24 protein-coding genes are annotated in these 26,495 nt (G+C 71.7%); 5 read left to right on the top strand and 19 right to left on the bottom strand.

Annotated features, from left to right (window positions below; translation table 11 throughout):
* Nucleotides 1-124 precede the first annotated feature (124 nt).
* Entirely contained in the window at nucleotides 125-736 is a 612-nt protein-coding gene (locus tag AB0J97_RS05695; RefSeq protein WP_364084925.1) for a TetR/AcrR family transcriptional regulator, read from the top strand.
* A gap of 72 nt (nucleotides 737-808) precedes the next feature.
* Here AB0J97_RS05695 and AB0J97_RS05700 read toward each other — a convergent pair whose 3' ends face one another.
* The 7 genes from AB0J97_RS05700 to AB0J97_RS05730 form a co-directional block, all read right to left on the bottom strand.
* The gene (locus tag AB0J97_RS05700; protein ID WP_357697760.1) at nucleotides 809-1,669 is read right to left on the bottom strand and encodes a carbohydrate ABC transporter permease; all 861 of its coding nucleotides are present in this window, start codon (nucleotides 1,667-1,669) and stop codon (nucleotides 809-811) included.
* Nucleotides 1,666-2,547 carry a sugar ABC transporter permease gene (locus AB0J97_RS05705; RefSeq protein ID WP_364084929.1) on the bottom strand — a complete coding sequence of 294 codons (882 nt, stop codon included), beginning with the start codon at nucleotides 2,545-2,547 and terminating at the stop codon, nucleotides 1,666-1,668. Before AB0J97_RS05705 ends, AB0J97_RS05700 begins: the two co-directional genes overlap by 4 nt.
* A gap of 54 nt (nucleotides 2,548-2,601) precedes the next feature.
* On the bottom strand, nucleotides 2,602-3,897 hold the full coding sequence (locus AB0J97_RS05710) for an ABC transporter substrate-binding protein (protein ID WP_364084932.1): 1,296 nt from the start codon (nucleotides 3,895-3,897) through the stop codon (nucleotides 2,602-2,604).
* A 122-nt stretch (nucleotides 3,898-4,019) separates the two neighbouring features.
* Nucleotides 4,020-4,793, bottom strand: coding sequence for an AMP-binding protein (locus AB0J97_RS05715; RefSeq protein WP_364084935.1), 774 nt, complete (start codon nucleotides 4,791-4,793; stop codon nucleotides 4,020-4,022).
* 358 nt (nucleotides 4,794-5,151) lie between these two features.
* Nucleotides 5,152-7,506 (bottom strand): LuxR C-terminal-related transcriptional regulator, encoded by a 2,355-nt coding sequence (locus tag AB0J97_RS05720; RefSeq protein ID WP_364084938.1) that lies wholly within the window; start codon nucleotides 7,504-7,506, stop codon nucleotides 5,152-5,154.
* 70 nt (nucleotides 7,507-7,576) lie between these two features.
* Nucleotides 7,577-9,001, bottom strand: coding sequence for a penicillin-binding transpeptidase domain-containing protein (locus AB0J97_RS05725; protein WP_364084941.1), 1,425 nt, complete (start codon nucleotides 8,999-9,001; stop codon nucleotides 7,577-7,579).
* Between the two features lie 36 nt (nucleotides 9,002-9,037).
* Complete coding sequence (locus AB0J97_RS05730) at nucleotides 9,038-9,397, bottom strand: MerR family transcriptional regulator (protein WP_357697748.1); 360 nt, start codon at nucleotides 9,395-9,397, stop codon at nucleotides 9,038-9,040.
* 80 nt (nucleotides 9,398-9,477) lie between these two features.
* Here AB0J97_RS05730 and AB0J97_RS05735 point away from each other — a divergent pair, with 80 nt between their 5' ends.
* Complete coding sequence (locus AB0J97_RS05735) at nucleotides 9,478-10,401, top strand: aldo/keto reductase (protein WP_364084944.1); 924 nt, start codon at nucleotides 9,478-9,480, stop codon at nucleotides 10,399-10,401.
* Nucleotides 10,402-10,406: 5 nt separating this feature from the next.
* Here the strand turns inward: AB0J97_RS05735 and AB0J97_RS05740 are convergent, their stop codons facing one another.
* Complete coding sequence (locus AB0J97_RS05740) at nucleotides 10,407-11,045, bottom strand: TetR family transcriptional regulator (protein ID WP_357697746.1); 639 nt, start codon at nucleotides 11,043-11,045, stop codon at nucleotides 10,407-10,409.
* A gap of 88 nt (nucleotides 11,046-11,133) precedes the next feature.
* On the opposite strand from AB0J97_RS05740, the gene AB0J97_RS05745 reads away from it, so the two are divergent.
* Entirely contained in the window at nucleotides 11,134-12,447 is a 1,314-nt protein-coding gene (locus AB0J97_RS05745) for a GH1 family beta-glucosidase (RefSeq protein ID WP_364084947.1), read from the top strand.
* Here the strand turns inward: AB0J97_RS05745 and AB0J97_RS05750 are convergent.
* Nucleotides 12,429-13,325 carry a hypothetical protein gene (locus AB0J97_RS05750; RefSeq protein ID WP_364084950.1) on the bottom strand — a complete coding sequence of 299 codons (897 nt, stop codon included), beginning with the start codon at nucleotides 13,323-13,325 and terminating at the stop codon, nucleotides 12,429-12,431. The genes AB0J97_RS05745 and AB0J97_RS05750 overlap by 19 nt on opposite strands.
* Nucleotides 13,326-13,572: 247 nt before the next feature.
* Between AB0J97_RS05750 and AB0J97_RS05755 the strand changes: the two genes are divergently transcribed.
* Nucleotides 13,573-15,006, top strand: coding sequence for an aldehyde dehydrogenase (locus AB0J97_RS05755; RefSeq protein ID WP_357697740.1), 1,434 nt, complete (start codon nucleotides 13,573-13,575; stop codon nucleotides 15,004-15,006).
* Between the two features lie 221 nt (nucleotides 15,007-15,227).
* On the opposite strand, the gene AB0J97_RS05760 is transcribed toward AB0J97_RS05755, so the two are convergent.
* The 8 genes from AB0J97_RS05760 to AB0J97_RS05795 all read right to left on the bottom strand — a co-directional run bounded on the left by AB0J97_RS05760 (nucleotide 15,228) and on the right by AB0J97_RS05795 (nucleotide 22,852).
* Entirely contained in the window at nucleotides 15,228-15,980 is a 753-nt protein-coding gene (locus AB0J97_RS05760) for an alpha/beta fold hydrolase (protein WP_364084953.1), read from the bottom strand.
* A gap of 10 nt (nucleotides 15,981-15,990) precedes the next feature.
* Complete coding sequence (locus AB0J97_RS05765; RefSeq protein ID WP_364084956.1) at nucleotides 15,991-18,414, bottom strand: LuxR C-terminal-related transcriptional regulator; 2,424 nt, start codon at nucleotides 18,412-18,414, stop codon at nucleotides 15,991-15,993.
* 25 nt (nucleotides 18,415-18,439) lie between these two features.
* Entirely contained in the window at nucleotides 18,440-18,880 is a 441-nt protein-coding gene (locus AB0J97_RS05770) for an AMP-binding protein (RefSeq protein ID WP_364084959.1), read from the bottom strand.
* Nucleotides 18,881-18,936: 56 nt separating this feature from the next.
* Nucleotides 18,937-21,357 (bottom strand): LuxR C-terminal-related transcriptional regulator, encoded by a 2,421-nt coding sequence (locus AB0J97_RS05775; protein WP_364084962.1) that lies wholly within the window; start codon nucleotides 21,355-21,357, stop codon nucleotides 18,937-18,939.
* A 52-nt stretch (nucleotides 21,358-21,409) separates the two neighbouring features.
* Nucleotides 21,410-22,156 carry an AMP-binding protein gene (locus tag AB0J97_RS05780; protein ID WP_357697732.1) on the bottom strand — a complete coding sequence of 249 codons (747 nt, stop codon included), beginning with the start codon at nucleotides 22,154-22,156 and terminating at the stop codon, nucleotides 21,410-21,412.
* A gap of 55 nt (nucleotides 22,157-22,211) precedes the next feature.
* Nucleotides 22,212-22,454: a hypothetical protein gene (locus AB0J97_RS05785; protein ID WP_364084966.1), complete on the bottom strand. Its 243-nt coding sequence runs from the start codon at nucleotides 22,452-22,454 to the stop codon at nucleotides 22,212-22,214.
* Nucleotides 22,451-22,579 (bottom strand): hypothetical protein, encoded by a 129-nt coding sequence (locus tag AB0J97_RS05790; RefSeq protein WP_364084969.1) that lies wholly within the window; start codon nucleotides 22,577-22,579, stop codon nucleotides 22,451-22,453. The genes AB0J97_RS05785 and AB0J97_RS05790 overlap by 4 nt, the downstream gene beginning before the upstream one ends.
* A gap of 93 nt (nucleotides 22,580-22,672) precedes the next feature.
* On the bottom strand, nucleotides 22,673-22,852 hold the full coding sequence (locus tag AB0J97_RS05795) for a hypothetical protein (RefSeq protein WP_364084972.1): 180 nt from the start codon (nucleotides 22,850-22,852) through the stop codon (nucleotides 22,673-22,675).
* Nucleotides 22,853-23,129: 277 nt separating this feature from the next.
* Between AB0J97_RS05795 and typA the strand changes: the two genes are divergently transcribed.
* Nucleotides 23,130-24,980, top strand: a complete 1,851-nt coding sequence (gene typA, locus AB0J97_RS05800) for a translational GTPase TypA (protein WP_357697726.1) — start codon at nucleotides 23,130-23,132, stop codon at nucleotides 24,978-24,980.
* Nucleotides 24,981-25,068: 88 nt separating this feature from the next.
* Here the strand turns inward: typA and AB0J97_RS05805 are convergent, their stop codons facing one another.
* Nucleotides 25,069-25,719, bottom strand: a complete 651-nt coding sequence (locus tag AB0J97_RS05805) for a DUF2461 domain-containing protein (protein ID WP_364084976.1) — start codon at nucleotides 25,717-25,719, stop codon at nucleotides 25,069-25,071.
* Between the two features lie 21 nt (nucleotides 25,720-25,740).
* The gene (locus AB0J97_RS05810) at nucleotides 25,741-26,454 is read right to left on the bottom strand and encodes a polysaccharide deacetylase family protein (RefSeq protein ID WP_357697722.1); all 714 of its coding nucleotides are present in this window, start codon (nucleotides 26,452-26,454) and stop codon (nucleotides 25,741-25,743) included.
* Nucleotides 26,455-26,495: the final 41 nt, after the last annotated feature.

The following is a 26,495-nucleotide window of genomic DNA, read 5'->3' on the forward strand; positions in this document are numbered from 1 at the left end:
CGGGCCGGACGATCCCACAGGACCCCTCCTCATCCTGAACGGCACGTGCCGTGCCGCTAATGGAGCATGACGGGGATGATCCGCACTGTCAACACGGCACGTGCCGTTCCATTACCGTGGTGGGGTGACCGACAAGCGCGGCAGCCGTGCCACCGACCGGACCGAGGCCATCATGCGGACCACGCTGGAACTGGGGGAGGAGATCGGCTACGCCAAGCTCAGCATCGAAGCAGTCGCCGCCCGCGCCGGCGTCGGGAAGCACACGATCTACCGCCGCTGGTCGTCCAAGGGCGCCCTGTTCCTCGACTCGCTCCTGTCGCTGAACAAGTCCGATCTGGACTACCCCGACACCGGCGACGCCGTCGCCGACCTGCGCCGGCAGATCCACGCGGCCATCGACCTGCTGGACCAGCCACCCGTGGGCCCCCTGTATCGGGCCCTGATCGGCGAGGCCCTGCTCTCCCCCGAGGTCGCCGCGGCGCTCAACGACCACTTCATCACCCCGCAGGCGGAGAAGACCCTCGGCCGGCTGAAGGCGGCCCGCGACCAAGGGCAACTGTCGCCCGGCTTCGACCTGGACCTGGCGATGGACATCCTGTCGGGCCCGCTGTACTTCCGGGCCCTGATCACCCAGAAGCCGCTGACGCACGAGTACGTCGACCGCTTGATCGAGGCCCTCTTCACCGGGATGGGACCAGAGCCCAAGCCTGAGTCGCAGGGGCCCGCTCGGACCTGACGCGACACTCAGTCACCGTGCGGCCGGCACAGAAGGCGGGGTGCCGCGTCGATCAACACCGTGAGGCAGGCTCTACCCCTTCAGCGCCCCCGCCATCAGGCCGCGCATGAAGAACCGGCCGAGCAGCACGTAGATCAGCATCGTCGGGACGGAGGCCAGGACGGCGGCGGCCATCTGCTGGCTGTAGGGGGTGGCCTGGGCCCCGGCGATGTTGTTGAGCATGACGGTGGTCGGCCAGCTCTGCGGCCCGGTGATGAAGACCGCGAACAGGAAGTCGTTCCACAGCGAGGTGAACTGCCAGATGATCACCACCGCGATCGCGGGCCACGACACCGGAAGCACGACCGACCAGTACGCGCGCAGCATCCCCGCGCCGTCCACCCGCGAGGCCTCGATCAGCTCGTCGGGGATCGTGACGTAGTAGTTCCGGAAGATCAGCGTGCAGATGGGGATGCCGTACACGACGTGCGCGAGCACCAGGCCCGGGATGCCGCCGTAGAAGACGCCCTGCAGCCCGGTCTGCTCGTTCAGCCAGACCATGAGCTTGACCAGCGGGATCATCACGCCCTGGTAGGGGATGAACATGCCGAACAGGAACAGGGTGAACAGCACGTCCGCGCCGGGGAAGCGCCATTTGGACAGCACGTAGCCGTTCATCGACCCGAACGCGCACGACAGCAGCGAGCCGGGGACGGCCAGCAGCACGCTGTTCCACAGGCCGGGGGCCAGCTTCTCCCAGGCCACCCGCCACGCCTCGGTGGTCCATGTCTTCGGCAGGTTCCATGCCTGGCCGGGGTCGGCCTCGGTGAGCGGCTTGAAGCTGGTGGCCAGCAGCACGTAGATCGGGACGAGGACGACGACCACCAGGGCGAGCAGCAGGCAGAACCGCACCACCCCGAACCTGCTCCGGCGCCCGCCGGCGACGGCCGTCATGGCCTGCGCTCCTTGCGCACCGACCAGATCAGGTACGGGATCACGAACACCGCCACGCTGAGCACGATGTACGACGCGATCGTGGCCCCCTTGGCCGGGTCGTGCGAGTCGTAGACCGCCACCCACATGAACACGGCGGGCACGTCGGTGATGATCTGCTTGCCGGACACCGCCACGATGAGATCGAAGACCTTGAGCGAGATGTGTCCCAGGATGATCAGCGCCGACAGGGTGACCGGCCTGAGCATGGGCAGCACCACGTGCCGGTAGACGCCCCACTCGCCGGCGCCGTCCACCCGCGCGGCCTCGCGCAGCTCCTCGGGCACGCCACGGAACCCCGCCAGGAACAACGCCATGACATATCCGGACATCTGCCAGATCGCGGGGAGCGCCATCGCGGCCATCCCCCAGTCCGGATCCCTGAACCACTGCCACTGTGGCAGCCCGATCGCGTCGAACAGCCGGTTCAGGCCGACCGCCCGCTCACCCGTCCCCGAGTTCATCAGCCACCGCCACACGATGCCGGTCGCGACGAACGACACGGCCATCGGGAACAGGTAGATCGCCCGGAACGTGCCCTCCCCCCAGATCCCCTTCTCCATGAGGAACGCCAGGAACCAGCCCAGCACCAGCGCCCCCACCACGAACGTGATCGTGAACACGATCGCGTGGTTCACGGAGAGGCGCCAGCGCGCCTGGTCCCAGATGTCGATGAAGTTCTTCAGCCCCACGAACGTGCCCTCGGACACCTCATCGTGCTGGTCGGTCATGGCCAGGCGGAAGTTCCAGCCCAGCATGCCGTACACGAACACGCCGATCGCCACGATCGACGGCGCGACGAGGAGGAGTCCGGGCAGCCAGGTGCGTGCCCGCCTCACAACCGTTTCCCTTCGCGCGGGTACGGCGGGAGCGCCCCGCCGTACCCGCATGCGTCACTGAGCGTTGGCCTTGGCCGCGTCGGCCAGGCCCTGCTGCAGGCCCTTGACGTCCTTGCTGCCGATGAACAGCCCGACCGCCTCGTTGATCGAGGCCAGCCACGGCTGGCTCACCGAGACGCCGTGCTGGATGGAGCCGGCGAGCTTGTTGCCCGACCAGTCCTTCAGCGCGTCGGCCAGGTAGTCGGTGTAGAGCGACTGGTCGGCGTCCTTGCGGGCGGGGATGGAGCCCTTCTTGGGGTTGAAGGCGTCCTGGCCCTCCTTGCTCGCCGCGACCTTCAGCCACGCGACGGCCCCATCCCGGTTCTTGGCGCCCTTGGGCAGCGTGAAGCTGTCCGACAGCCACATGTAGGTGCCCTCGGTGCCGGGCGCGGGCGCCCAGTCGAAGTCCGTCTTGGACGTCTTGCCGAGGCCGCCCTCCGGCGGGTTGTGGAAGTAGCCGTAGGCCCAGTCGCCCATGATGTTGAACGCCGCCTCGCCGTCGGCCACCTGCTTGGCCGCGGGCTGCCAGTCGTCCTGCGGGTCGCCCGCGTACGACATGATCTTGGCGTAGTTCTCCAGCGCCTTGGTCATCTGCGGGCCGCTCCAGTCGGCGCCCGGCTTGAACAGCGCGTTGTAGGCGTCGGTGCCGAGCGAGCCGAGCAGCACGTTCTCCAGCAGGTGGGTGGCGGTCCACTCCGAGCCGACGGAGATCGGGATCTTGCCCTTGGCCTTGACCTTCTCCAGGTCGGCGATGAACTCCTCGATCGTCTTGGGCGCGGCCGCGATGCCGGCGTCCTTGAGCACCTTGGGGTTGAACCACAGGACGTTCGACCGGTGGATGTTGACCGGCACCGAGTAGATCTTGCCCTCGACGCTGATCTGCTCGACGAGCTGGGCCGGGAAGACGTCCTTGAGCTTCAGTTCGTCGTACAGGAACGTCAGGTCCTCCAGGTTGCCCGCCTTGATGTAGCCCTGCAACTCGGCGCCGGCGTGCCCCTGGAAGGTGTCGGGCGGCGTGTTGGCCTGCAACTTCGACTGCAACAACGCCTTGGCCTTGTCACCCGAGCCGCCCGCCACGGCGGCGTCGAAGAACGTGTAGTTCGGGTTCTTGTCCTCGAATATCTTCTTCATCGCCTGGAGGCCGTCGGCCTCGCCGGGGCCGGTCCACCAGGAGAAGACCTCCACCTGCTGCTTGCCGCCGCTGCTCGGCGCGGCCGACTGGGAGGCCTGTCCGCCGCTGCCTCCGCCGCAGCCCGCCAGGCCGAGAACGCCCGCCATCGTGATCGAGACGGCCGCTAACCACCGTCGCATCGCACACCATTCCCTTCGATTCCCCCGAAGTTGGTGACCTTTGACAACGTTGTCAACAACGGATATCAACCCACTTCGCGCGCGCCGACGTCAAGGGCGGAGCAGGTAACAGGTCCGCATACTCAGCCGACGCGCTCCAGCGTGCCGTCCGGGCCGGTGAGCACGGTGACGCCCGCGTCGTAGCCGTGACCGGGCAGGTCACCGCGGCCCGCGGCCACGATCAGCGCCCCCCTGGACAAGGCGAGGCCGACCAGCGCGGGCAGGTCGGCGCCGTCGCCGGGCGGCCACGTGCTGAGCACGACGTCGGACTCCTTCAGGCCGACGGGCACGTCGAGCTCGTCCATCCTGGCCAGCAGGTCGGCGTGGGTGAGCCGGGCGCCGCCGGGGAGCGTCAGCGCGTCCTGCCGCTCGGCGTCGAGCGCGGGCAGCGCGATCGGCTCCAGCACGAGCAGGCCGCGGAAGTCGAACGTGTCGAGCGCCGGGCCGAGGCAGACCACCTGGCGCACGCGGGAGCCGTCGGCCGCCGCGAGCGCCGTCCCGGCCAGGTCGGGGGTGGTGATCAGCGTGCGGGCGTCGCACTCGCGCAGCAGCCCGGCCACCTCGTCGGCGCCGAGCCCGGGATCGATCGGCGCGGCCACCCCGCCGGCCGCCAGCACGGTGTACAGGGCCACCGTCTGCGTGCCGGTCGTGGGGACGTGCACCCCCACCACCTGGTCGCGCCGCGCTCCCCTGCGCACCAGCCCGGACGCCGCCCTGGTCACCTGGGTCACCAGGCTGCGGTAGCCGTAGACGTGGCCGCCGCGCAGATCGATGAGCGCCGGCCGCTCGCCCCGCTCGTAGGCCCGGCGGAACACCTCGTGGATCACGGTGCCGGAGGACGAGGCGGACGGCGTCATGCCCGTCAACGTACGGTCGCCCGCGCGCCGGCCGCATCCACCGATCTATGTAGAGCGGTGTGCATTTCCCCAGCCCAGGGGCGAGGTGGGCGGGCCCGAGCCCTGCGCGACTCGAGCCCGCTGTCACGCGTCCGGGAACCGGGCCCCCACCCCTCCGAGAAGGCCCGGCTCCGTCGGGACGCGTGACGTCCCTCGGTCGACCGGCCGCCGCGGCCCCCGGCGCGAGGACGGGGAGCGCGGAGCGCGTTCGATCACAGGCAGAACGGTAGGCGTCAGGGCCCCGGCGGCACATGCGCTGACATGGCCATTCGACGATGTAAGCGCCGGACGGCGCCGATGTGTAGAGAACCCGCCGGGATCAGCGTCCGCCGATCATCCATGCGGCAATCTGTGTACGCGTGGAGAAGCCGAGCTTGCCGAGGATGTTGGCGACGTGCCGCGCGGCCGTGGCCGGGCTGATCACCAGTTCGTCGGCGATGGCCCGGTTGCTCAGCCCGCGGGCCACCAGCTCGGCGATCTCGCGTTCCCTGGCCGTCAGCCTGCTGTCCTGGACGCCCGGGGCGACCGGCTCGACCGGCAGCTCGGGCAGCGGGCCGCCGAGCGCGCAGGAGACCGCCTGGTCGGCCGTCATCGTCAGGCCCTCGGCCCACAGCAGCGCCACCACGGCCTCGCCGAGCCGTTCGCGGGCGGGGGCCAGCAGCTCTTCGGCGCGGGCGTCGGGGCGGCGGCCGCGCAGCCCCAGCGAGGCGGCCGACAGCAGGACCGCACGCCGGGCGTCGCCCTCGGCGGCCACCAGGCGCGCCCAGGCCGCCAGCCGCCGGGCGATGCCGTCGCGCAGGCCCGCGTCACGGCTGAGCACCAGCGCCTCGGTGAGCCGCGTGCGCGCCTCGGCCAGGTCGCCCTCGTCGAGCGCGACGCGGCCGAGCCCGGCCAGGCAGCTCACGATCTGCTGCCGGGCGTCGATGTGCCGCACCAGGCGCAGGCCGGCCTCGTAGTGCCGTCTGGCGCCCACCCGGTCGCCGGTGCGCCGGGCGATCTGGGCCAGGCCGACGTGGCCGTAGGACTGGCCGAGGTGGTTGTCCAGCCGCTCGCTCAGCGCCAGGACCTCCTCGAACGCCCGCCGCGCCTCGTGCAGGCGGCCGGTCCGCAGGCCGAAGTCGGCCCGGGTGCCCTGGGCGAGCGACTCCAGGATCGGGTCGCCGCGCCGCCGCGCCGCCTCCAGGGCCGGGGTCAGCGGCTCCTGGTCGCCGGTCGCCTGGGCCAGCATGATCAGGCCCACGGCCTCGCCGTAGGCGTCGCGGGCGTCGACGCACAGCGCCAGCCCGATCTGCACGCACCGGGCCGCGAGCTCCGTCTCGCCGGCCGCGAGCGCCAGCTCACCGCGCAGGATCATGGCCTGCCCGCGTAACCCCCCGGACACCTCGGGGGCGTCGAGCGCGAGCAGCCGGTCGAGCCGGTCGGCGATGTCGAGCCGGCGTCCGCTGGCCATGAGCAGGTAGCGCACGTCGGTCAGCAGTCGCAGGGCGGTCTGCGGGGAGCCGCTGGCCGCGGCCCAGTCGCAGGCCGCGCCCACCTCGGCCTTGAGCCCGTCGAACAGGTTGACGAAGCGCTCGACCACGGGCCACGACGTGTGCGCGCCCGGCGCGAGGACGTCCTTGAACCGCCCGGCCAGCCCGGCGAGGGCGGACAGGTGCGCGCGCCGCAGCGTCACCTCCTCCCCGGACTCGGCGAGCTGCTCCAGCGCGTATTCGCGGACGGTCTCCAGCAGCCGGTAACGGGCCTGGCCGGCGATCTCGCCGTCGAGCACGACCAGCGACTTGTCGACCAGGTCGCACAGGCGCGGCAGCACGTCCTCCTCGGGCAGGCCGGAGCCCGCGCACACCGCTTCGGCCAGGTCGAGCGTCCAGCAGGAGCGGAAGGCCGCCACGCGGCGCAGCAGCAGGCGTTCCTGGGCGCTGAGCAGCCGGTAGCTCCAGTCGACGGCGGCGCGCAGCGTACGGTGCCTGGCGTGGGCCGTACGGGCGCCGCCCGCCAGCACCCTGAACCGGTCGTCGAGCCGCTCGACGAGCTGCCTGACCGACAACACCCGGACCATCGCGGCGGCCAGCTCGATCGCCAGCGGCAGCCCGTCGAGCGCCTGGCACAGCTCGACCGCGAGCGGCAACGTCTCCTCTGTCAGCTCGAAGCCGGGACGCGCGGCGCCGGCCCTGGTCACGAACAGGCGCACGGCCTCGCTCTCCTCGCCGACGAGCGAGAGCGGCGGCACCCGCCAGACGGTCTCACCCGGCACGCGCAGCGGCTCGCGGCTGGTGGCCAGCACGGTGAGCCTCGGGCAGGCGCCGAGCAGGTCGCGGCAGAGCTCGGCGCACTCGCCGACCACCGGCTCGCAGTTGTCCAGCACGAGCAGCACGCGACGGCCGCCGACGGTGTCCGCCAGGTCCTCGGCGACGCCGAGCGCGGCCGCGACCCGCTCCCGCAGCTCGCCCTTCTCCAGGTCGGCCAGCTCGACCAGCCACACGCCGTCGGGGTGCTCGGAGGCGACCCTGGCGGCCAGGCGCAGGGCGAGGCGCGTCTTGCCGATGCCTCCGGCGCCGCACAGCGTCACCACCCGCGACACCCGGCTGAGGTGCACCAGCTCATCGAGATCGGACTCCCGGCCCACGAACAGGTTCGGCTCGGCCGGCAGGTTGCGGAAATCGGCGGTTCGCAGCATCACTGTGAGTGTGGCATCAACTACCGTTCGCGCCCAGACTCAAATCTGTGGAGAACTCGGCCGACGGCGGTCAGGCGAGCGCCGCCTCCAGCACCGCGCGGGCGACCCCGGCCACCGCCGCGGCCCGGGGGCCCGGGTCCTCCAGCACCACGCCGACGGCCACCTCGGGGGCCCGCACCGGGGCGAACGCCGTGGCCAGCGCGTGCTCTCCGTCCGCCACCGCGATCTTGGCGGCCACCTCGACGCCGGGGACGGCCACCGCCGCGCCCGGCCCGCCCGCGTGCGTCACCGTGGTCATCATCGCGGCCAGGTAGCGGGCCTGGGCGGGCGTCATGGTGGTGCGGTACGGCGTCGACCCCGCCTGGCCGAGCATCGAGCCGTCCGGCAGGCTCACCTCCTCCACCAGGTACGGCCGCATCAGCACGCCGTTGTTGGCCACGGCCGCCGACAACATCGCGACCATCAGCGGGGTGGCCCGGTCCTGGTCGTGGCCGACGGCCGACAGGGCGGTCCGGGCCCGGTCCATACCCTGCGGGAACGTGCTGGGCGTCGCGGCCAGCGGCACCCGCAGTCCCCTGTCGCCGAACCCGAACGCCTCGGCCTGGTCCCTCAGGATGTCCTGGCCGAGCTGCACCCCGATGCCCGCGTACGCGGTGTCGCACGAGGTCTGGAAGGCGCGCAGCAACGTGGGACGGGCCCTGCCGCACGGCCCGGCGAGCGGGGCGGGCAGCCGCAGGCGGACGGCGGCGTCCACGGGCGCCGTGGGCGTGTACTCGCCCGAGGCCAGCGCGGCGGCCGTCGTCACCAGCTTGAACGTGGCCCCCGGCGGATAGACCTGGTTGAGCGCCCGGTTCAGCAGCGGCCGTCCGGGGGCCTCCCGCAGCCGGCCGAGCGTGGCGTCGAGCCGGGCGGGGTCGAAGGTGGCCAGGGCGTTGGGGTCGTAGGACGGGTAGCTGGCCAGGGCGAGGATCGCGCCGGTCGCCGGGTCGAGGGCCACGGCCGCGCCGGGCACGCCGGCGGCCTCCAGCGCGTGGTAGGCGGCCCACTGGGTGCGCTGGGCGATGGTCAGCCGTACGTCGGCGCCGGCCACGTCGCCGTCGCTGACCATCGAGCGCACCTTGACCTTGGCGTCGTCGCCGGACAGGACGCCGTCCTCGGCCTCCTCCACGCCCGTGGAGCGGTAGAGGGACATGTAGCCGGTGACGGGGGCGTAGAGCTCGCCGTCGGTGTAGACCCGCTGGAACCGGTACGGGCTGCCGGCGGGCGCCGGGCGGCTCCTGGCCATGGTCGCGCCGTCGTAGGTCAGGATGTCGCCGCGCGGACGGGCGAACCGGGCGATGAGCGAGCGTTCGTTGCGCCGGTCGGCGTTGAGCGCCCGCGTCCCGAACGCCTGGACGACCGTGATGTGGGCCAGCAGGACGAACAGCATGGCCGCGCAGGAGGCGGCCAGGTGGCGCAGCGGGACGTTGATCCGCTTCGCCCTGGTGACGGCCATGGTCTTTGGTCTAACAACCGGACCACCAAGGCAGGGCTACAGAACGCTGCGGTAATAGGAAATCTTGCGGTGGATGTAGTCCTGGCGCTCGGTCAGGTTGGCGATCTGGGCCTGGACCTGCCGGTCGTGCTCCTCCAGGAGCCTGATGCGGTCGGGGATCGTCCGGTCGCCGCCGCGTACGAGCTCGGCGAAGCGCAGCAGCATGGCGATGGGCATGCCCGTGTCGCGCAGGCATCGGATCATGCCGAGCCAGCCGACGTCCTCCTCGCTGAACCTGCGCTGACCGGCCGCGTTGCGCTCGATGCGCTCCAGCAGGCCGATCTTCTCGTAGTAGCGCAGAGTGTCGAGGCTGAAGCCGGTCTCCTCGACGACCTCGGCGGGTGTGTACACGCTCACGCTCCCCAGTCTTTCACCTGGAGCGCACTCCAGGTCAACGGCTTGACATGGAGTGCGCTCCAGGTCGGAGGGTCTGGCCCATGAACATCGCACTCGGCACGATCCCGTTCGGCACCGGCGTCGGCCTGCGGGAGACCTTCGCCATCCTCGACCGCTTCCAGGACGCCGGCGGCACCATGCTGGACACCGCCAACAACTACCCCTTCTGGGACGAGGGCCGCACCGGGGACGAGAGCGAGGAGGCCGTCGGGGCCTGGCTGGCCGCGCGTGGCAACCGGGACCGGATCTTCATCGGCACCAAGGGCGGGGCCCGGCCGACCGTGCCCGGCGACCGCACACTCGGCTCGGCCGAGGGCCTGTCGGCGGCGGCCGTCACGCGGGCCGCCGAAGGCAGCCTCCGGAGGCTGCGGACGGACCACATCGACCTGTACTGGTCGCACATCGAGGACCGTTCGGTGCCGCTGTCGGAGACGCTGGGCGCCCTGAACACGCTGGCCGAACAGGGCAAGGTCCGCGCGCTGGGAGCGAGCAACATCGCCGCCTGGCGGCTGGAGCGGGCCAGGAACGTCTCCGGCGCGCGCGGCTGGCTGCCGTACGGTCATGTGCAGCTCCGCCACACCTACCTGCGCCCGCGGCCCTTCACCCGGCTCCCGGAGGGCGGCCACACGCTGGCCTCGGACGAGACCCTCGACTACGTCGCCGCCGAGCCGGACGTGACGTTGTGGGCCTACAACACGCTGATGTCGGGGGCGTACACGCGGGCGGACCGGCCGATGCCGGAGATCTACGACCACCCGGGCACGGCCCGCCGCCTGGCCGTGCTGCGCGAGGTCGCCGGCGAGCTGGGCGCGACGCCCAACCAGGTGGTGCTGGCGTGGCTGATGGCCGACGGCCACGTGCCCGTGGTGGGCGTGTCCACGACGGCCCAGCTCGACGAGGTCGTCGGCGCGGCGGACGTCAAGCTGGACGCCGAACTGCACGCCCGCCTCGGCGCGGTCGCCTGACGGGGTCAGGGCAGGTGGTCGGCGAGATAGCGGCGGACGAGCTGCTTGCACTCGGCGATCAGGTCGGCGTCGCCGTCGGGATCGACCCGGAAGGCGAGCTTGAGCACGGCGTCCGTGGCCTCGACGGCCACCACGAGCGCCCGGTCGAGCCCGGGGCCGGCGGGCGCGTGGAGCAGGGCGAGGGTGAGCGCGCGCAGCCGGTCGGCCACGATGACGTTGTTGTCGAGGGCGCTGTCGAGCGTGCGCTTGGTGCCCTCCAGCGGCGGCCCGCCGGGGGTGGGCAGCACCTCGCCGAAGTCGACCACCCCGAACCCCGGGGTGGTGCGTTTCATGTCGACGAACTCGTCGATGGCCAGGTCGACCAGGTCGGTCCAGTGGCCGAGGTCGGCCTCGGCGATGCGCTGGGTGACCCGCTGGAGGAACGCCTCCAGGTTGCGCAGCGCGAGGGCGCGCACCAGGCCCTGTTTGTCGCGGAAGAACTGGTAGAAGGTGCCGATGGGGACCTCGGCGCGGCGCGCGACCTCCTTCGTGGTCAACGCCTCGTAGCCGACCTCGTCGAGCAGGAGCGCGCACTCGTCGAGCATCCGCTCCACCCGCTCCACGCTCCGGCGCTGGGCGGGACGGCGGCGCAAGGTACTCGTCATGCTCCCCATCCTGGCTTATTACCAGCAGGTACAGACCGGCCTCTTTGCCGTCCGTTAACATGAGCCATACTCGCATAAAGGAGCCGAGATGTTCTTATGGGGTACGGCGACCGCCGCCTACCAGATCGAGGGCGCGGTGACCGAGGACGGCCGGGGCGCGTCCGTCTGGGACACCTTCGCCCACGAGCCCGGCCGCACCAGGGACGGCCACACCGGCGACGTGGCCTGCGACCACTACCACCGCTGGCCCGAGGACATCGGGCTCATGTCCGGCCTCGGCGTGAACGCCTACCGCTTCTCCATCGCCTGGCCGCGCGTGCAGCCCCTCGGCGCCGGCGAGGTCAACCCCAAGGGCCTCGACTTCTACGAACGCCTGACCGACGGCCTGCTGGCGGCCGGCATCCAGCCCGTGCCCACGCTCTTCCACTGGGACCTCCCCCAGGCCCTCCAGGACGAGGGCGGCTGGACGAACCGCGACACGGCCGGACGCTTCGCCGACTACGCCGCGATCGTCGCCGAGCGCCTGGCCGACCGCATCCCCCTGTGGATCACCCTGAACGAGCCCTTCGTCCACATGGCCTTCGGCCACGCCATGGGCATCCACGCCCCCGGCCAGGCCCTCCTGCTCGACGCCCTTCCCGTGGCCCACCACCAGCTCCTCGGCCACGGCCTGGCGGTCGGGGCCCTGCGGGCGGCGGGCGCGCGGCAGGTGGCCATCACCAACAACTGCACGCCGGTCTGGGCCGCCTCGCAGGAGGAGGCGGACGTCAGGGCCGCCGACGCCTACGACGTCCTGCACAACCGCCTGTTCAACGACCCCGTGCTCCTGGGGAGCTATCCAGACCTCTCGACCTACGTCCCCGCCCTGGACTTCCTGCGCGACGGCGACCTGGAGACCATCTCCGCCCCCCTGGACGCCCTCGGCATCAACTACTACAACCCCACCCGGATCGCCGCCCCGCCTCCCGGCGAGGTGCTCCCGTTCACCGACACCGGCCTCACCGGGTATCCCACCACCGCGTTCGGCTGGCCGGTCGTCCCCGACGGCCTGCGCGAGCTCCTGACCGGCCTCAAGGCCCGGTACGGCAGCGCGCTCCCGCCCATCCACATCACCGAGAACGGCTGCTCCCAGCCGGACGAGCTCACCCCGCGGGGAACCGTCGAGGACCAGGCCCGCATCGACTACCTGCGCGCCCACATCGACGCCGTCATGGCCGCCCGGGCCGAGGGCGTGGACGTGCGCGGCTACTTCGTCTGGTCGCTGCTGGACAACTTCGAGTGGGCCGAGGGCTACCACCAGCGCTTCGGCCTGGTGCACGTGGACTTCGCCACGGGCCGCCGCACCCCCAAGGCGTCCTACGCGTGGTACCGGGAGCGCGTCGCTCAGAACACCGACACGTGAACGTGGTCGTAGTGGTTGGCGGTCACGCCGCCCCGGTCGGACATGGGGTCCCAGCCCCCGCCTGACCGGATGTCGTAGTACCGCTGCTTCCAGATGATGTACATGACGCCGAGCCGCGAGCCGTTCTTGATGAGCCATTCGGCCAGGGCGTCCCCGCGGTCGGCGTCGGCCCCGGCGGCCATGGTGCCGCCGGGGGACATCATGAAGTCGCAGGCCCGGCCCTTGCCGTGCTCGCCGGGGTCGCCGGGGCGCAGGCAGCCCACGCCGTACTTCATCGGGAAGTTCTGCATGATCTCGGCGCGGACCGCGATCAGTCGCGGGGTCAGGCCGTCGGCGCCGCCGGGCTGCTGGAAGCCGTACTTGGCGAGCAGGCGCTCGATCTCGCGCCGCTTGCCCTGAAGGGTCCTGATCTCCTTCTTCAGCTTGCTGATCTTGTCGTTGGCGTTGAGCTTGGCCTCTTTGGACTTCGCGATGAGCTGCTGGATGCTCTTGACGCGCTCGGTGCGCTCGGTGGCCATGTACGACATGTTCGCGGCCTGCCCGAGCGCGATGGCCGGGTCGACGCTCAGGCCGAAGAGCTGCACGCCGTCGAGGGGGCCGTTGACGTAGGTCTGCCGCGCGATGTCGGCCACGTCGGCCTGGGCCGCGGCCAGGCGTGCCGCCAGGTCGCCGGAGGTGTCGGTGGCGTTCTTGGCCTGGACCCTGATCTCCTCCAGGCTCTGGATCTGGCCGCGGTAGAGGTCGTTGAGCCGGGACGCCTGTTTGGTGAGTCTGCGCAGCTCATCGATGTTGGGATCGGCCGACGCCGGCTGCGGGAAGGGGAAGCCGAGCAGCCCGGAGAGGACGACGACGACCGCGGCGAGCCGCCAGATCCTCACACCCGTCCCCTCCTCGCATAGACGGACCGAAACTATAGAAGATGATCTTGATTGCTGTCATCCGAACGTGCCAAGTGGCGCACCTTTGGCGAAGTTCATGGTCTTGTGTCGGAAACAGCGAGGACCACTTGCCGGCGTCCGGAGGGTTGCGGCACGCCCCTCTTGCGTGTACGGACAGAACATGGTTCGGTCGCCTTGAGGCGTACGGCCAACAAGCAAGCATTCGGTCAAGCAGGAGGCTCACGACATGCGCCAGCACGACAAGCTGTTCATCGGGGGCGAATGGGTGACCCCCGCGGGCACCGGGACGATCGACGTCATCTCCCCGCACACCGAGGAGGTCGTGGGCCGCGTCCCCGACAGCACGGCCGAGGACGTGAACCGCGCGGTGGCCGCCGCCCGCCAGGCGTTCGACCACGGGCCGTGGCCGCGCATGACGTTCGCCGAGCGGGCCGCCGTGATCGAGCGGCTGGCCGCGATCTACAACGAGCGGCAGGGCGAGATGGCCGCCCTGATCACCGAGGAGATGGGCTCGCCCATCACCTTCTCCAACCTCGCCCAGGCGCCGCAGCCGCTCGGCATGCTGCAGTTCTACGCCGGGCTCGGCAAGGAGTTCGCGCAGGAGGAGGAGCGTCCGGGGCTGTTCGGGCCGATCACCGTGCGGCGCGAGCCGGTCGGCGTCGTCGCGGCGATCGTGCCCTGGAACGTGCCCCAGTTCGTGACCATGACCAAGGTCGCGCCGGCCCTGCTGGCCGGGTGCGCGATCGTGCTCAAGCCCGCGCCCGAGACGCCGCTGGACGCGTACCTGCTGGCCGAGTGGGCGGCCGAGGCCGGGATCCCGGCGGGCGTGCTCAACATCGTGCCCGCCGGACGCGAGGTGGGCGAGCACCTGGTCTCGCACCCCGGCGTCGACAAGGTGGCCTTCACCGGCTCCACCGCCGCGGGCCGCCGCATCGCCTCCATCTGCGGCGAGCAGCTCAAGCGGGTCAGCCTGGAGCTCGGCGGCAAGTCCGCCGCGATCATCCTGGACGACGCCGACCTCCAGGCCGGCATGGGCTTCCTGGCCATGGCCACGCTGATGAACAACGGCCAGGCGTGCGTCGCCCAGACCCGCATCCTGGCCTCGCGCAGCCGGTACGACGAGGTCGTGGACGCCGTGGCCGCCATGGTCAACTCCCAGCCCGTCGGCGACCCGGCCGACCCGGCGACCGGCATCGGCCCGCTGGTGGCCAAACGCCAGCAGGAACGCGTCGAGGGCTACATCAAGATCGGCATGGACGAGGGCGCCAAGGTCGTCGTCGGCGGCCTCGACCGTCCCCGCGACCGCGGCTGGTACGTCGCCCCCACGGTCTTCGCCAACGTCAGCAACGACATGCGCATCGCCCGCGAGGAGATCTTCGGCCCGGTCCTGGCGGTGATCCCGTACGAGGACGAGGCCGACGCCCTCCGCATCGCCAACGACAGCGACTACGGCCTGGCCGGCACGGTCTGGACGGCCGACACCGAGCGCGGCATGAACGTCGCCCGCCAGGTGCGCACCGGCACCTACGGCGTCAACTGCTTCATGCTGGAGTCGAACGCGCCCTTCGGCGGCTACAAGGCCAGCGGCATCGGCCGCGAGCTGGGCCCCGAGGGCCTCAACGGCTACCTGGAGTACAAGACGATCGCCCGGCTGGGCTGAGAACGGCGGACGGGAGGGGCCCCGCGCGCCGCGAGGCCCCTCCCGGGCCGGGAAGGCACCCAGCGTGCCCCCGCGACGCTAGGTGCCGGATCGGCCGCCTACAGTGGGCGACTGCCCGACTACTGAAGTATGTCCCACGGCCACCGCACAGGCGGTTTCCTTCCCCAGGGACTTTTCTCCTGGCGGATCCTTTCCATCCGCCTTAGGTAGACGCGTATTACTCACGAAAGGTTCGAGGAGATCCATTTACCGATACGCCGGATGAGTTCGGGGCCGGCGGCCGACTCCGCGTGCCCGTAGCCGGGCTCGATCCACAGCTCCTTGGGCTCGCGGGCGCCGTCGTAGAGCTGGTGGGCGTGGTCCAGCGGGAAGAAGGCGTCGGCGTCGCCGTGCACGATCAGCAGCGGCGCGGGCGAGACCAGGGCGGCGGCCTCGTGCGGCGGCATCGGGATCGGGTCCCACTGCCCACTGGCGATCCTGGTGCGCTTGGCCACCCGCGCGGCGAACCTGCCGAACGGCTGCTCGATGGCCCAGTGGACCTGGCGCATGGGCTTGGTGCCCCGGTAGTACCAGCGGGCCGGGCCGCTGACGGCCGCCACCGCGTCCACGCCCCGGCGCAGCGCCGCGTGCCGTACGGCCACCGCCGCGCCCATGGAGAAGCCCACGACCGCGATCCGGCGGTAGCCGACCACCCGGGCATGCCGTACGGCCGCCTCCACGTCGAGGATCTCCAGGTCGCCCACGGTCGTCTCGCCCCCCGAACGGCCGTGCCCGCGGAAGTCGAACGCGAGCACACCGCCGTAGCCGCTGAGCACGTGCGCGATGCGGCGGGCGGTGCGCTCGCGCCACGACCCGGTGAAGCCGTGCGCCATGACGATCCCGATGTCCCCGGCCGCCGAGGGCGTGTGGACGGCGTCGATGCGCACACCGTCCTCGGTTCTGAGCATCACCGGGAAATTGGGCGCGAAAGGCATGAATACCAGCTTATGTGGGGTGCGATTCGAGGCCGTGCTCGGTGGCCCACACCGCGATCTGCGCCCGGGAGGCGAAGCCCAGCTTCTCCATGATGTTGGCGACGTGCCGGGCCACGGTGGCCGGGCTGATCACCAGCTTCAGCGCGATGGCCCGGTTGCTCAGCCCGCCCGTGAGCAGCGCGGCGATCTCCAGCTCCCGGCCGGTCAGCCCGCTCTGCCAGGAGCCGTTCACCGGCCGGGGCCCGCCCGCCGGGACGGCCTGGCCGGGGTCGAGCACGCGCCTGGCGACCTCCTCGGGCGACTGCCGGGCGCCCTTGGCCCACAGCAGCGACACCCGCCCCTCGCCGAGCCCGCCCCTGGCCCGCGTGAGCAGCTCCTGGACCGGGCCGGGGACGCCGTACTGGCCGATGGCCTCGCGCAGCGCGGTCGCGGCGGCGGCGGCCAGCACCGCGCCCTCCAGGTCGCCCTGCTCGCCCGCCAGCGCCGACATGGCCATCAGCGCCCGCACCACGCCCCTGCGCTGGCCGGTGCGGGTGCTCAGCGCCAGGCTCGCGGCCAGATGCAGCCGGGCGGCCGGATAGTCGTGCATCCGGGCCGACACCCGGCCCAGCTTGGCCTGGCAGCGGGCCAGCTCGACCCGGTTGCCCATGTCCTCCAGCAGCGGCAGGGCCGAGGTGTGGCAGGTCACGGCGGCCTCCAGGTCGCCCGCGGCCTCGGCCACCGCGCCCAGGTGGGTCAGCGCCCTGGCCAGCGTCCAGTGGTGGCCAGCCTCCCTGGCCAGGGCCAGCGCCTCCTCGCCGCGCCGGCGGGCCTGGCGGAGCTGGCCGCGGAAGAGCGCCAGGTTGAGCTGGGCGATGCGGACCGTGGCCAGGTTGAACGGGTCGTCGTGCGCGGTGGCCGCCGCCTCCAGCTCCTCCAGGTAGCGCAGCGCCTTCTCGCTCTGACCGGTGCGGAAGAACACGGCCAGCGCGACGCTGTAGGTGACGCCCAGCCAGTGGGTGTACGGATGCCGCTTCTGCTCCTCGACGCCCTGCACCACCAGCTCTTCCGCACGGGCCAGCTCGTCGCAGATCTCCAGCCCGTACGCCAGGCCGCCCTTGGCCACGGCGACCACGTCGGAGGGCACCCGCGACAGGTCGAGGGCGAGCAGCCGCCGGTGCCAGCCGACGGTCTCGCCCAGCTCACCGCGTACGGCCAGGATCGCCAGGGCGGCGCGGGCCAGGCGCAGCCCGAGCACCGGGTCGGCCGACTCCACCGCCCGCTCCACCGCCGCCCGGCAGTCGTCCATCAGCGCGCGGCCCCTGGCGAAGTGGGGGACGCGGGCGGGCCAGGGCATGCGCGGGTCGAGCGCGCCGGCCTGGTAGCAGAACTCCATCTCCTCGCAGATCACCCGCAGGTGCCGGTCGCGCAGCCGCGTCAGCTCGCCCGCCTCGGCCAGCCGCTCGGCGGCGTACTGCCTGATGGTCTCCAGGAGGCGGTAGCGCCCGTCGTGGTGGAGCACCAGCGACTTGTCCACCAGGCCGCTGAGCAGGTCGAGCAGCTCGGCCCTGCGCACGATGCCGCCGTCGGCGCACACCCGCTCGGCCACGGCCAGGTCGAACAGCCCGGCGAAGACCGACAGGCGGCGCAGCAGCACCCGCTCCTTGGGCCGCAGCAGGTCGTGGCTCCACTCGACGGTGGCCAGCAGCGTGCGCTGCCGGGCGGGCGCGGTACGGTCGCCCCTGGTCAGCAGGGTGAACCGGTCGCCGATGCGGTCGGCGATGCGGCCGGGGCTCATCAGGCTCGTCCGGGCCGCCGCCAGCTCCAGCGCCAGCGGCAACCCGTCGAGCGCCCGGCACAGGCGGACGACGTCGTCCATGCTGCCGGTCACCGAACGGGCCCCCGCCGCCAGCGCCCGCTCGACGAACAGCAGCACGGACTCGGCGTCGGGGTGGTGGTCGTCGGGCAGTTCGAGCGGCGGCACCCGCCAGACCAGCTCGCCGGGGATGTGCAGCGGCTCCCGGCTGGTGAGCAGGAAGCGCAGCTCGGGGCAGTCGGCGATCAGACCGGCGACCAGCTCGGCGCACCGGTCGACCAGATGCTCGCAGTTGTCCAGCACGATCAGCGCCCTGGCCTCGCGCAGCCGGACCCGCAGGCCGTCGAGCAGCCGCCCGGGGGCCTCGTCGCGGACGCCGAGCACGCCGGCTATCTCGTTGACGATCAGCGCCGGGTCCGCCACGCGGGCCAGCTCTACCAGCCAGACGCCGTCGGCGAAACCCGGCGCGGCCCTGGCCGCCACCCGCAGCGACAGGCGGGTCTTGCCGATGCCGCCGATGCCGCTGAGCGTGACCACGCGTTCGTCGTGGACCAGCGTGCTCAGCTCGATCAGGTCGCGCCCGCGGCCGACGAAACGGTTGGGCTCTGCGGGCAGGTTGTGCGGAACTGGCGGAGTCATGTCGGTGCCCAGGGTCAGCGGAGGATCACATTTCCGCTAAGTCTCCACCTCCGGCCGGGTCCACGCGATCACTTTCCGTGGACTGTCCGCGACTGTTCGGATACGGATGCCGCCCGTTCAGCTCGGCGACGCTCATCACGATCCGCACCCGTGACTCCTCGGCCGCCTCCAGCGCCGCCGGCACGTCGGAGATCATGACCCGCGCGCCGCTGGCCCGGATGCGCTCACCCAGCCCGGCGCGGTCGAGGTCCACGGGCACCGGCCAGACGACGCCGCCCGCCGCCATCACCGCGTCGGCCGCCACCAGCAGGTCGGGCCCGACGGGCAGGCAGACGAGCACCGTGTCGCCCGCGCGCACGCCTCTGCGCCGCAACTGGACGGTCGCGATCGCCGACCGCTCGTCCAGTTGCTTCTCGGTGAGCTCCAGGCCCGTGCCCGCGTCCACCATGACGATGTGCTCATCCATGGCGTCCACGGTAGGGAGGGGGTCACGTGCCTACATGGGGCGGAATATGCAGATCCCTATGCAGAAGCGCTGGGGTGCTCGGCGGCCCACACCGCGATCTGGGCGCGGGAGGTGTAACCCAGCTTCTCCATGATGTTGGCGATGTGCCGGGCGACCGTCGCGGGGCTGATCACCAGCTCCTCGGCGATGGCCCGGTTGGACAGCCCCCGGGTGAGCAGACCGGCGATCTCCAGCTCGCGCGCGGTCAGCAGCGAGTGCCTGACCGGCTCGGCCGCCACGGGCGGCGGGGACACCGGCCGCTCCCCCGCCAGCACCTGGAGGGCCGCGGCGTCGGGGCTCATCGCCCGGCCGCGGGACCACAGCGAGGCCGTGCGGCCCTCGCCGAGCTTGGCGCGGGCGCGCGAGAGCAGCTCCTCGATCCTGATCGTGGCCGAGTGCTGGCCGATCGACTCGCGCAGCGTGGCCGCGGCGGCGGCGGCCAGCACCGCGCCGTCGAGGTCGCCCTCGTGCTCGGCCAGCACCGACAGGCCGGCCAGGCACCGGGCCACCCCCTGCCGCTGGCCGCTCTGCCGGCTCAGCGCGAGGCTGTCGGCCAGCCGCTCCCTGGCCGCGGCGAACTCGCCCAGCATGGCGGCCACCCGGCCGACCCTGGCCAGGCAGCGCGCCAGCTCCGAGTCGCTGCCCAGCTCCCACAACCACGGGACGGCCTGCTCGTACTGGGACTTGGCGGTCTCCAGGTCGCCGCGGGCCTCGGCCACCGCGCCGAGCTGGGCGGCCATCCTGGCCATGAGCCAGCGGTGGCCGTGCTCGCGCGCCCGCGCCAGGGCCTCGTCGCCCAGCCGCTGGGCCTCGCGCAGCCGGCCCCTGGTCAGCGCGACCGCCGACAGCCCGGCCAGCCCCGCCGCCTGGTTCCAGGCGTCGCCCGACTCGGTGGCGTCGGCCAGGCCCCGCTCGGCGTGGTGCAGCGCCTCGTCGATCCGGCCCATGCGCAGCAGGAGGATGACCACGAGGCTGTGCATGACGCAGCGCGTGAACGCGTTGCCGCCGTCGCCGCCGAGGCCCGCCAGGCTCTCGGTGGCCACCTCCAGCGACCGGCTGAGCTCGTCACGGGCCTCCAGCCCGTAGGCGAGGTACGCCTTGCCCTGCGCGACCTGCGCGTCGGGGACGAGTGACAGGTCGAGCGAGAGCAGCCGCTCGGTCCAGCCGACGATCTCCGTCAGGTTGCCGGAGATGGGCAGCAGGGCCGTGCTGGCGGCGCACAGCCGCAGGCCGAGCCGCGCGTTGCCGGACTCGGCGGCCCAGTCGAGGGCGGCCCGCTGGTCGTCGAGGAGCTGCTTGCCGGCCATCAGGCACTCCAGCCGCTCCGGCCAGGGCACGCCCGGCCGGACCATCTCGGTCGTGAAGTGGCGTTCCTGAAGGTCGCACAGGACGCTGAGATGCCGCTCGCGGACGGCCTCGCGCTCGCCGGCCCGGTCCAGCCGCTTCATCGCGTACCGCTTGATCGTCTCCAGCATCCGGTAGCGCCTGCGTTCCTCGTCGCACAGCACGAGGGACTTGTCGACCAGCCCGCCGAGCAGGTCGACGATCTCCGCCCGCGCGATGGGCGGCTCGGCGCAGACCTGCTCGGCCAGGTCGAGGTCGAAGTCGCGGGCGAAGACCGACAGCCTGCGCAGCAGCACCTGCTCCTTGGCCGACAGCAGGTCGTAGCTCCAGTCGACGGTGGCCAGCAGCGTGCGCTGCCGCGCCGGGGCGGTGCGCCCGCCCGTGGTCAGCAGGGAGAAGCGGTCGTCGAGCCGGTCGGCGATCTGCCCGGGGCTGAGCAGGCTCGTACGGGCCGCCGCCAGCTCCAGGGCCAGGGGCAGCCCGTCGAGCGCCTGGCACAGGCGGACCACGTCGGGCAGGGTGTCGTAGCCGAGCCGGGTGCCGGCGGCGGCGGCGCGGTCCATGAAGAGCTGCACCGACTCGGCGTCGGCGTACCCCATCTCGGGCAGGTCGAGCGGCGGCACCCGCCAGATCAGCTCGCTGGCGATGCGCAGCGGCTCCCTGCTGGTGGCCAGGACGCTCAGCCGGGGGCAGCAGGCGACCAGCTCGGCGGCCAGCTCGGCGCACCCGTCGATCAGATGTTCGCAGTTGTCGAGCAGCAGCAGGCAGCGCAGGTCGCGCAGCCGGGCGGTGACGGTGTCGAGCAGCGGGCGCCCGCTCTCCTCGCGCACCCGCAGCACCCGGGCGATCTCCTGGACGATCTGCTCGGGACGGCCGACCCGGGCCAGCTCGACCAGCCACACCCCGCCCGGATAGCCGCCCACCAGCCCGGCGGCCACCCGCAGGGCCAGCCGGGTCTTGCCGATGCCGCCGACGCCGCACAGCGTGACCACGCGTGTCTCGCCGAACAGCCCGCGAAGGTCGTCGAGGTCGCGTTCGCGGCCCACGAACCGATTGGGCTCTGCTGGAAGGTTGTGCCGGGGGGCCTCTGGCATGTGTTCACCCTGCGTCGCCGAAGGATCACACTCTTCCACAGTGTCGCACTTTTCACAGGCCAAGCGAGCTGACGATCGCCCTTTCGTCCACAACGCGCAGAATGGGGTTGCCCAGCAGCCGCCTGGCGACGTCGTACGGCGCCACGACCATGGTGGCCCTGCGCTCGGCGGCCAGCACGCGGCAGCCGATGACGGTCGGCTCGTTGGCGGCGATCACCACGTGGGCGCCCGACATCAGGGCCAGGTCGAGCACCCGCAGCCCTTTGAGCAGGTCACCGGCCGCGTTGACGACGACGTCGTCCTTGCCGATCACCAGGCGGGCGGCCAGGTTGCGCAGGTCGGCGGCGAGCTCGTCGTGGTCGAGGACGCGTCCTTCGCCCAGCGCCAGCGCCGCGCCCGCCAGCGGGCCGAACTCCACCGGGTTCGCGTTGAGCAGCCCGGCGAACGGGAGCGTGCCGGGCGAGGGACGGAAGGCGTAGACCCGGTCGGCGGCGACCGCGCCGAGGTCGCGAGGGCCGCGGGTGATCATCATGCGGGCCGGGCCCGAGCCGTTCAGCACGGCGACGCCGCCCGCCCAGGACACCGCGTGGACCGCCACCGTCAGGGACACGCCGAGCGGCAGATCGATGAGGACGCGGTCGCCGTAGGTCAGACCGTCGCGCCGCAACCCGCCCGCCGCCCGGGTGACCCGCCTGGCGAACTGCGCGTACGACAGCACCTCGCCGGTCCTGACGTCGCTCACCGCCGGCTGGTCGCCCTTGCTCGGGGCCGAGCTCATCACCAGCTCTGTCCACGTCATGACGACAATGTAGGGATCGCTGCGGCTCCTGCCATGCACACAAATGTGCAACCTGCTATGTACGTCCCGGCTCGCGCTCGTACAGCTCGGTGAGGGGGGCGAGCCGGTCGGCGGGCACGTTCTGGCGCAGGCCGGCGGCGATCTCCAGGGCCGGCGACGCGCCGCCGACCACCACGACCCACGCCAGCGACATCCCGAACCGGGCGCCGACCAGCGAGTTGGCCACGAGGTCGCCGATGTCCACGAAGCCGCCGACGGCGCTGAGGATGCCGAGCGTGACGGCGAAGAGCTTCTTCACCCCAGCGACTCCAGCTCCCGCACCGCACCGGCGGGGTCCTCGATCCGGTTCCGGCGGACCTGGATGAGCAGGTCGTCCACCAGGCTCTCGGCCCGCTGGATGCGGTCGAGCAGCCGGTCGCGCACCTGGTCGGACCGCTCGGACGGCGGCTGGACCCCGCCGAACTGGTCGCCGACCGCGTCCAGCTCCCCGGCCGCGTCGGTGAGCAGGGTCTTCAGCTACGGCCTGGTCAGCTTGTGGGAGTTCTGCACGGCCAGGCGGACGATCCGCAGGGTCGAGGAGACGCTCTCGTCCGACTGCTCGGCCTTGAGCGCGTAGTCGTGGTCGTCCCGGGCGGGGCTCACGCAACCGGCCACGAGCAGTGCGAGCAGCACGAGGACGGCCGCGGCCCGCTTCACGTACGCCCTCGGAGCAGGAAGTAGGCCAGCAGCCCGAGAAGCGCGGCGAGCTGCCCCCACGCGGCGAGCAGCACCAGTCCTTCGTCCCTCGCGGTCGCTCACTGCCCGCCCGCCCGTGATCCATGCGGGGGGCGGGAATCAGACACCCCGGGCGGAACGTTCACCCGTACAGCGCCGCAGACGCGTTGTCCCGCTCTTGCCACGAGAGGGGATCAACTAGACTTGGTGGGTCGCGACTTCGCGCGGCCGCCCCCACGACACAGAGCGAGAAGTCATCATGCCTTTGAACAGCCGCGACGACCTGCGGAACATCGCGATCATCGCGCACGTCGACCATGGCAAGACCACACTGGTCGACGCCATGCTCTGGCAGTCCGGGGCCTTCCGCGCGAACCAGGACGTCGACGACCGGGTCATGGACTCCAACGACCTGGAGCGCGAGAAGGGCATCACCATTCTCGCCAAGAACACCGCCGTCCAGCACGGCGGCATGACCCTGAACATCATCGACACCCCCGGCCACGCCGACTTCGGCGGCGAGGTCGAGCGCGGCCTCTCCATGGTCGACGGTGTGGTGCTGCTGGTCGACGCCTCCGAGGGCCCGCTGCCGCAGACCCGGTTCGTGCTGCGCAAGGCCTTCGCCGCCAAGATGCCGGTCATCCTGTGCATCAACAAGGTCGACCGCCCCGACGCCCGCATCAAGGAGGTCGTCGACGAGGTCTACGAGCTGTTCATGGACCTCGACGCCACCGAGGAGCAGATCGACTTCCCGATCGTCTACGCCTCGGCCAAGGCCGGCCGCGCCTCCATGAACCGTCCCGACGACGGCGGCATGCCCGACTCGGAGGACCTGGAGCCGCTGTTCGACATCATCAAGTCGACGATCCCGGCCCCCACGTACGACCCCAACGCGCCGCTGCAGGCGCACGTCACCAACCTCGACGCCTCCTCCTACCTGGGCCGCATCGCGCTGTGCCGGATCCACCAGGGCGTCATCCACAAGGGCCAGCAGGTCGCCTGGTGCCGCACCGACGGCACGATCCAGAAGGTGAAGATCACCGAGCTGCTGATGACGGAGGCGCTGGAGCGCAAGCCGGCCGAGCAGGCCGGTCCCGGCGACATCATCGCCATCGCGGGCATCCCCGAGATCATGATCGGCGAGACGCTGGCCGACCCGGAGGACCCGCGCCCGCTGCCGCTGATCACGGTCGACGAGCCGGCGATCTCGATGACGATCGGCACCAACACCTCGCCGCTGGTCGGCAAGGTGAAGGGCTCCAAGGTCACCGCCCGCATGGTCAAGGACCGGCTCGAGAAGGAGCTGGTCGGCAACGTGTCGCTGCGCGTGCTGCCCACCGACCGTCCCGACGCCTGGGAGGTGCAGGGCCGTGGTGAGCTGGCGCTGGCCATCCTGGTCGAGCAGATGCGCCGCGAGGGCTACGAGCTGACCGTGGGCAAGCCGCAGGTGGTCACCAAGACCATCGACGGCAAGGTGCACGAGCCGGTCGAGCGCCTGACGGTCGACTGCCCGGAGGAGTACCTCGGCGCGGTCACCCAGCTCCTGGCCGTCCGCAAGGGCCGCATGGAGCACATGACCAACCACGGCACCGGCTGGATCCGCATGGAGTTCGTGGTCCCGGCCCGCGGCCTGATCGGCTTCCGCACCGAGTTCCTGACCGAGACCCGCGGCACCGGCCTGGTCCACCACGTGTTCGACTCCTACGAGCCCTGGTTCGGCGAGCTGCGCACCCGCAACAACGGTTCGCTGGTGGCCGACAGGTCGGGCCCGGTCACCGCGTTCGCCATGCTCAACCTCCAGGAGCGCGGCACGCTGTTCGTCTCGCCGACCACCGAGGTCTACGAGGGCATGATCATCGGTGAGAACTCGCGTTCCGACGACATGGACGTGAACATCACCAAGGAGAAGAAGCTCACCAACATGCGCTCGTCCACGAGCGAGGAGACCGAGAAGGTCATCCCGCCGCGGACGCTGTCGCTGGAGCAGGCGCTGGAGTTCATCCGCGAGGACGAATGCGTGGAGATCACGCCCGACGCGGTCCGCATCCGCAAGGTCGTGCTCGACGGCGCCACCCGTGGCCGGGCCGCCGCCCGCGCCAAGCGCGCCTGATCTGTCCCGCATCACGGCCGCGTGTCACCTTCCCGGTGACACGCGGCTTCTGTGTAGACGGAGCCGGTCACGAAGGCCGGCGATGCGCTCAGCGGCGCGGCAGCTCGCTGCCCCTGACGTGCGCGCACTGCCACTCGACCAGCGCCGCGCAGTCGCGCCAGGCCCGCTCGACGCGCCCGCGCACCTCGGCCGTGTGCACCCACGGCTCGGGCTCGTAGCGGACGCCCGCGAACAGGGACCTGTGGCGCAGCAGCTCGATGCGGGGATGGTCCTCGTCGAAGCCGCGCGGCCTGGTCTTCAGGCGGTCGCCGCCGATCGTGTAGCCGGCTTCGGCGAGCCTGGCCGTGATCGACTCCAGCGGCTTGCCGGTCAGGTCCTCGTCCACGGCCGCGCGGTAGCGGGCGACCTGGTCGGGGGCCTGGGTGTAGCGGCCGCCCGCGACGTACAGGCCGGCGGCGCTGATCTCGACGTAGAAGCCGATGCCGGGCATCAGGTCGACGAACGCGCCCTGATGGGTCTTGTACGGCGTCTTGTCCTTGGAGAAGCGCACGTCGCGGTAGGGCCGGAAGAGCTGGGCCGGGCCGAACTCGTCGGCCAGCTCGTCGGTGAGCTCCGTCATGGGCGCTCGGACGGCGTCCTCGTACAGGTGCTTGTGGCGGGTGAAGTAGGTCTTGGAGTTGTCCGCCTCAAGACCCTCGTAGAAGATGAACGCCTCGTCGGGGAAGCCGGTGAAACCCATGGCCCAAGGGTGCCATGCCGCTCACCGTGCGGTGTACGTGCGGCCCGGCGTGGGCGGACGGCCGTACAGCTCCGAGACGGTCACGAACGTGTAGCCCTTCTTGGCGAGCGTGTCGAGCACCTTCGGCACGGCCTCGATCGTGGTGGGGTGGATGTCGTGCATGAGCACGATCGACCCGGCCTTGGCGGTGTCGGCGCGCCTGACCACGGCGGCGGGCTCGCGGTGCAGCCAGTCGAGGGTGTCGACGTCCCACAGGATCTGGGCCAGGCCCTCGCGGCGGGTCTCGGCGGCCACGGCGTCGTCGGTGCTGCCGTACGGCGGGCGCATCACCCGCATCCTGACCCCGGTCAGCCGGTGGACCAGCTCCTGGGTGTGCCCAAGCTCGTGCTGCACCCCCTCGCGCGACAGGCCGGTCAGCGACGGGTGGGACCAGGAGTGGTTGCCGATCTCGTGGCCCTCGTCCACGATGCGGCGGGTGATCCGGCCGCCGGTGTCGGCCGCCACCATCTCCCCCAGCACGAAGAACGTGGCCTTGACCTGGCGTTGACGCAGCAGGTCGAGCAACTTGCCGGTGTAGGGCCCGGGACCGTCGTCGAAGGTCAGGGCCACACACTTGATCTTGCCGCAGTCGAACCTGCGGCTGCGCGGCCAGTCGGCCTGCTGCGCGACCAGCCGCTTGGCCAGGACCTCAGGACTGACCGGCGGCCGGACCGCGGCGGAATGCCGGCGCGGCACCGGTTGAGCGGCACAGCCCACGAGAACGAACAGAACGAACG

This window comes from Nonomuraea sp. NPDC049607, assembly GCF_040675375.1.
Classification (GTDB): domain Bacteria; phylum Actinomycetota; class Actinomycetes; order Streptosporangiales; family Streptosporangiaceae; genus Nonomuraea.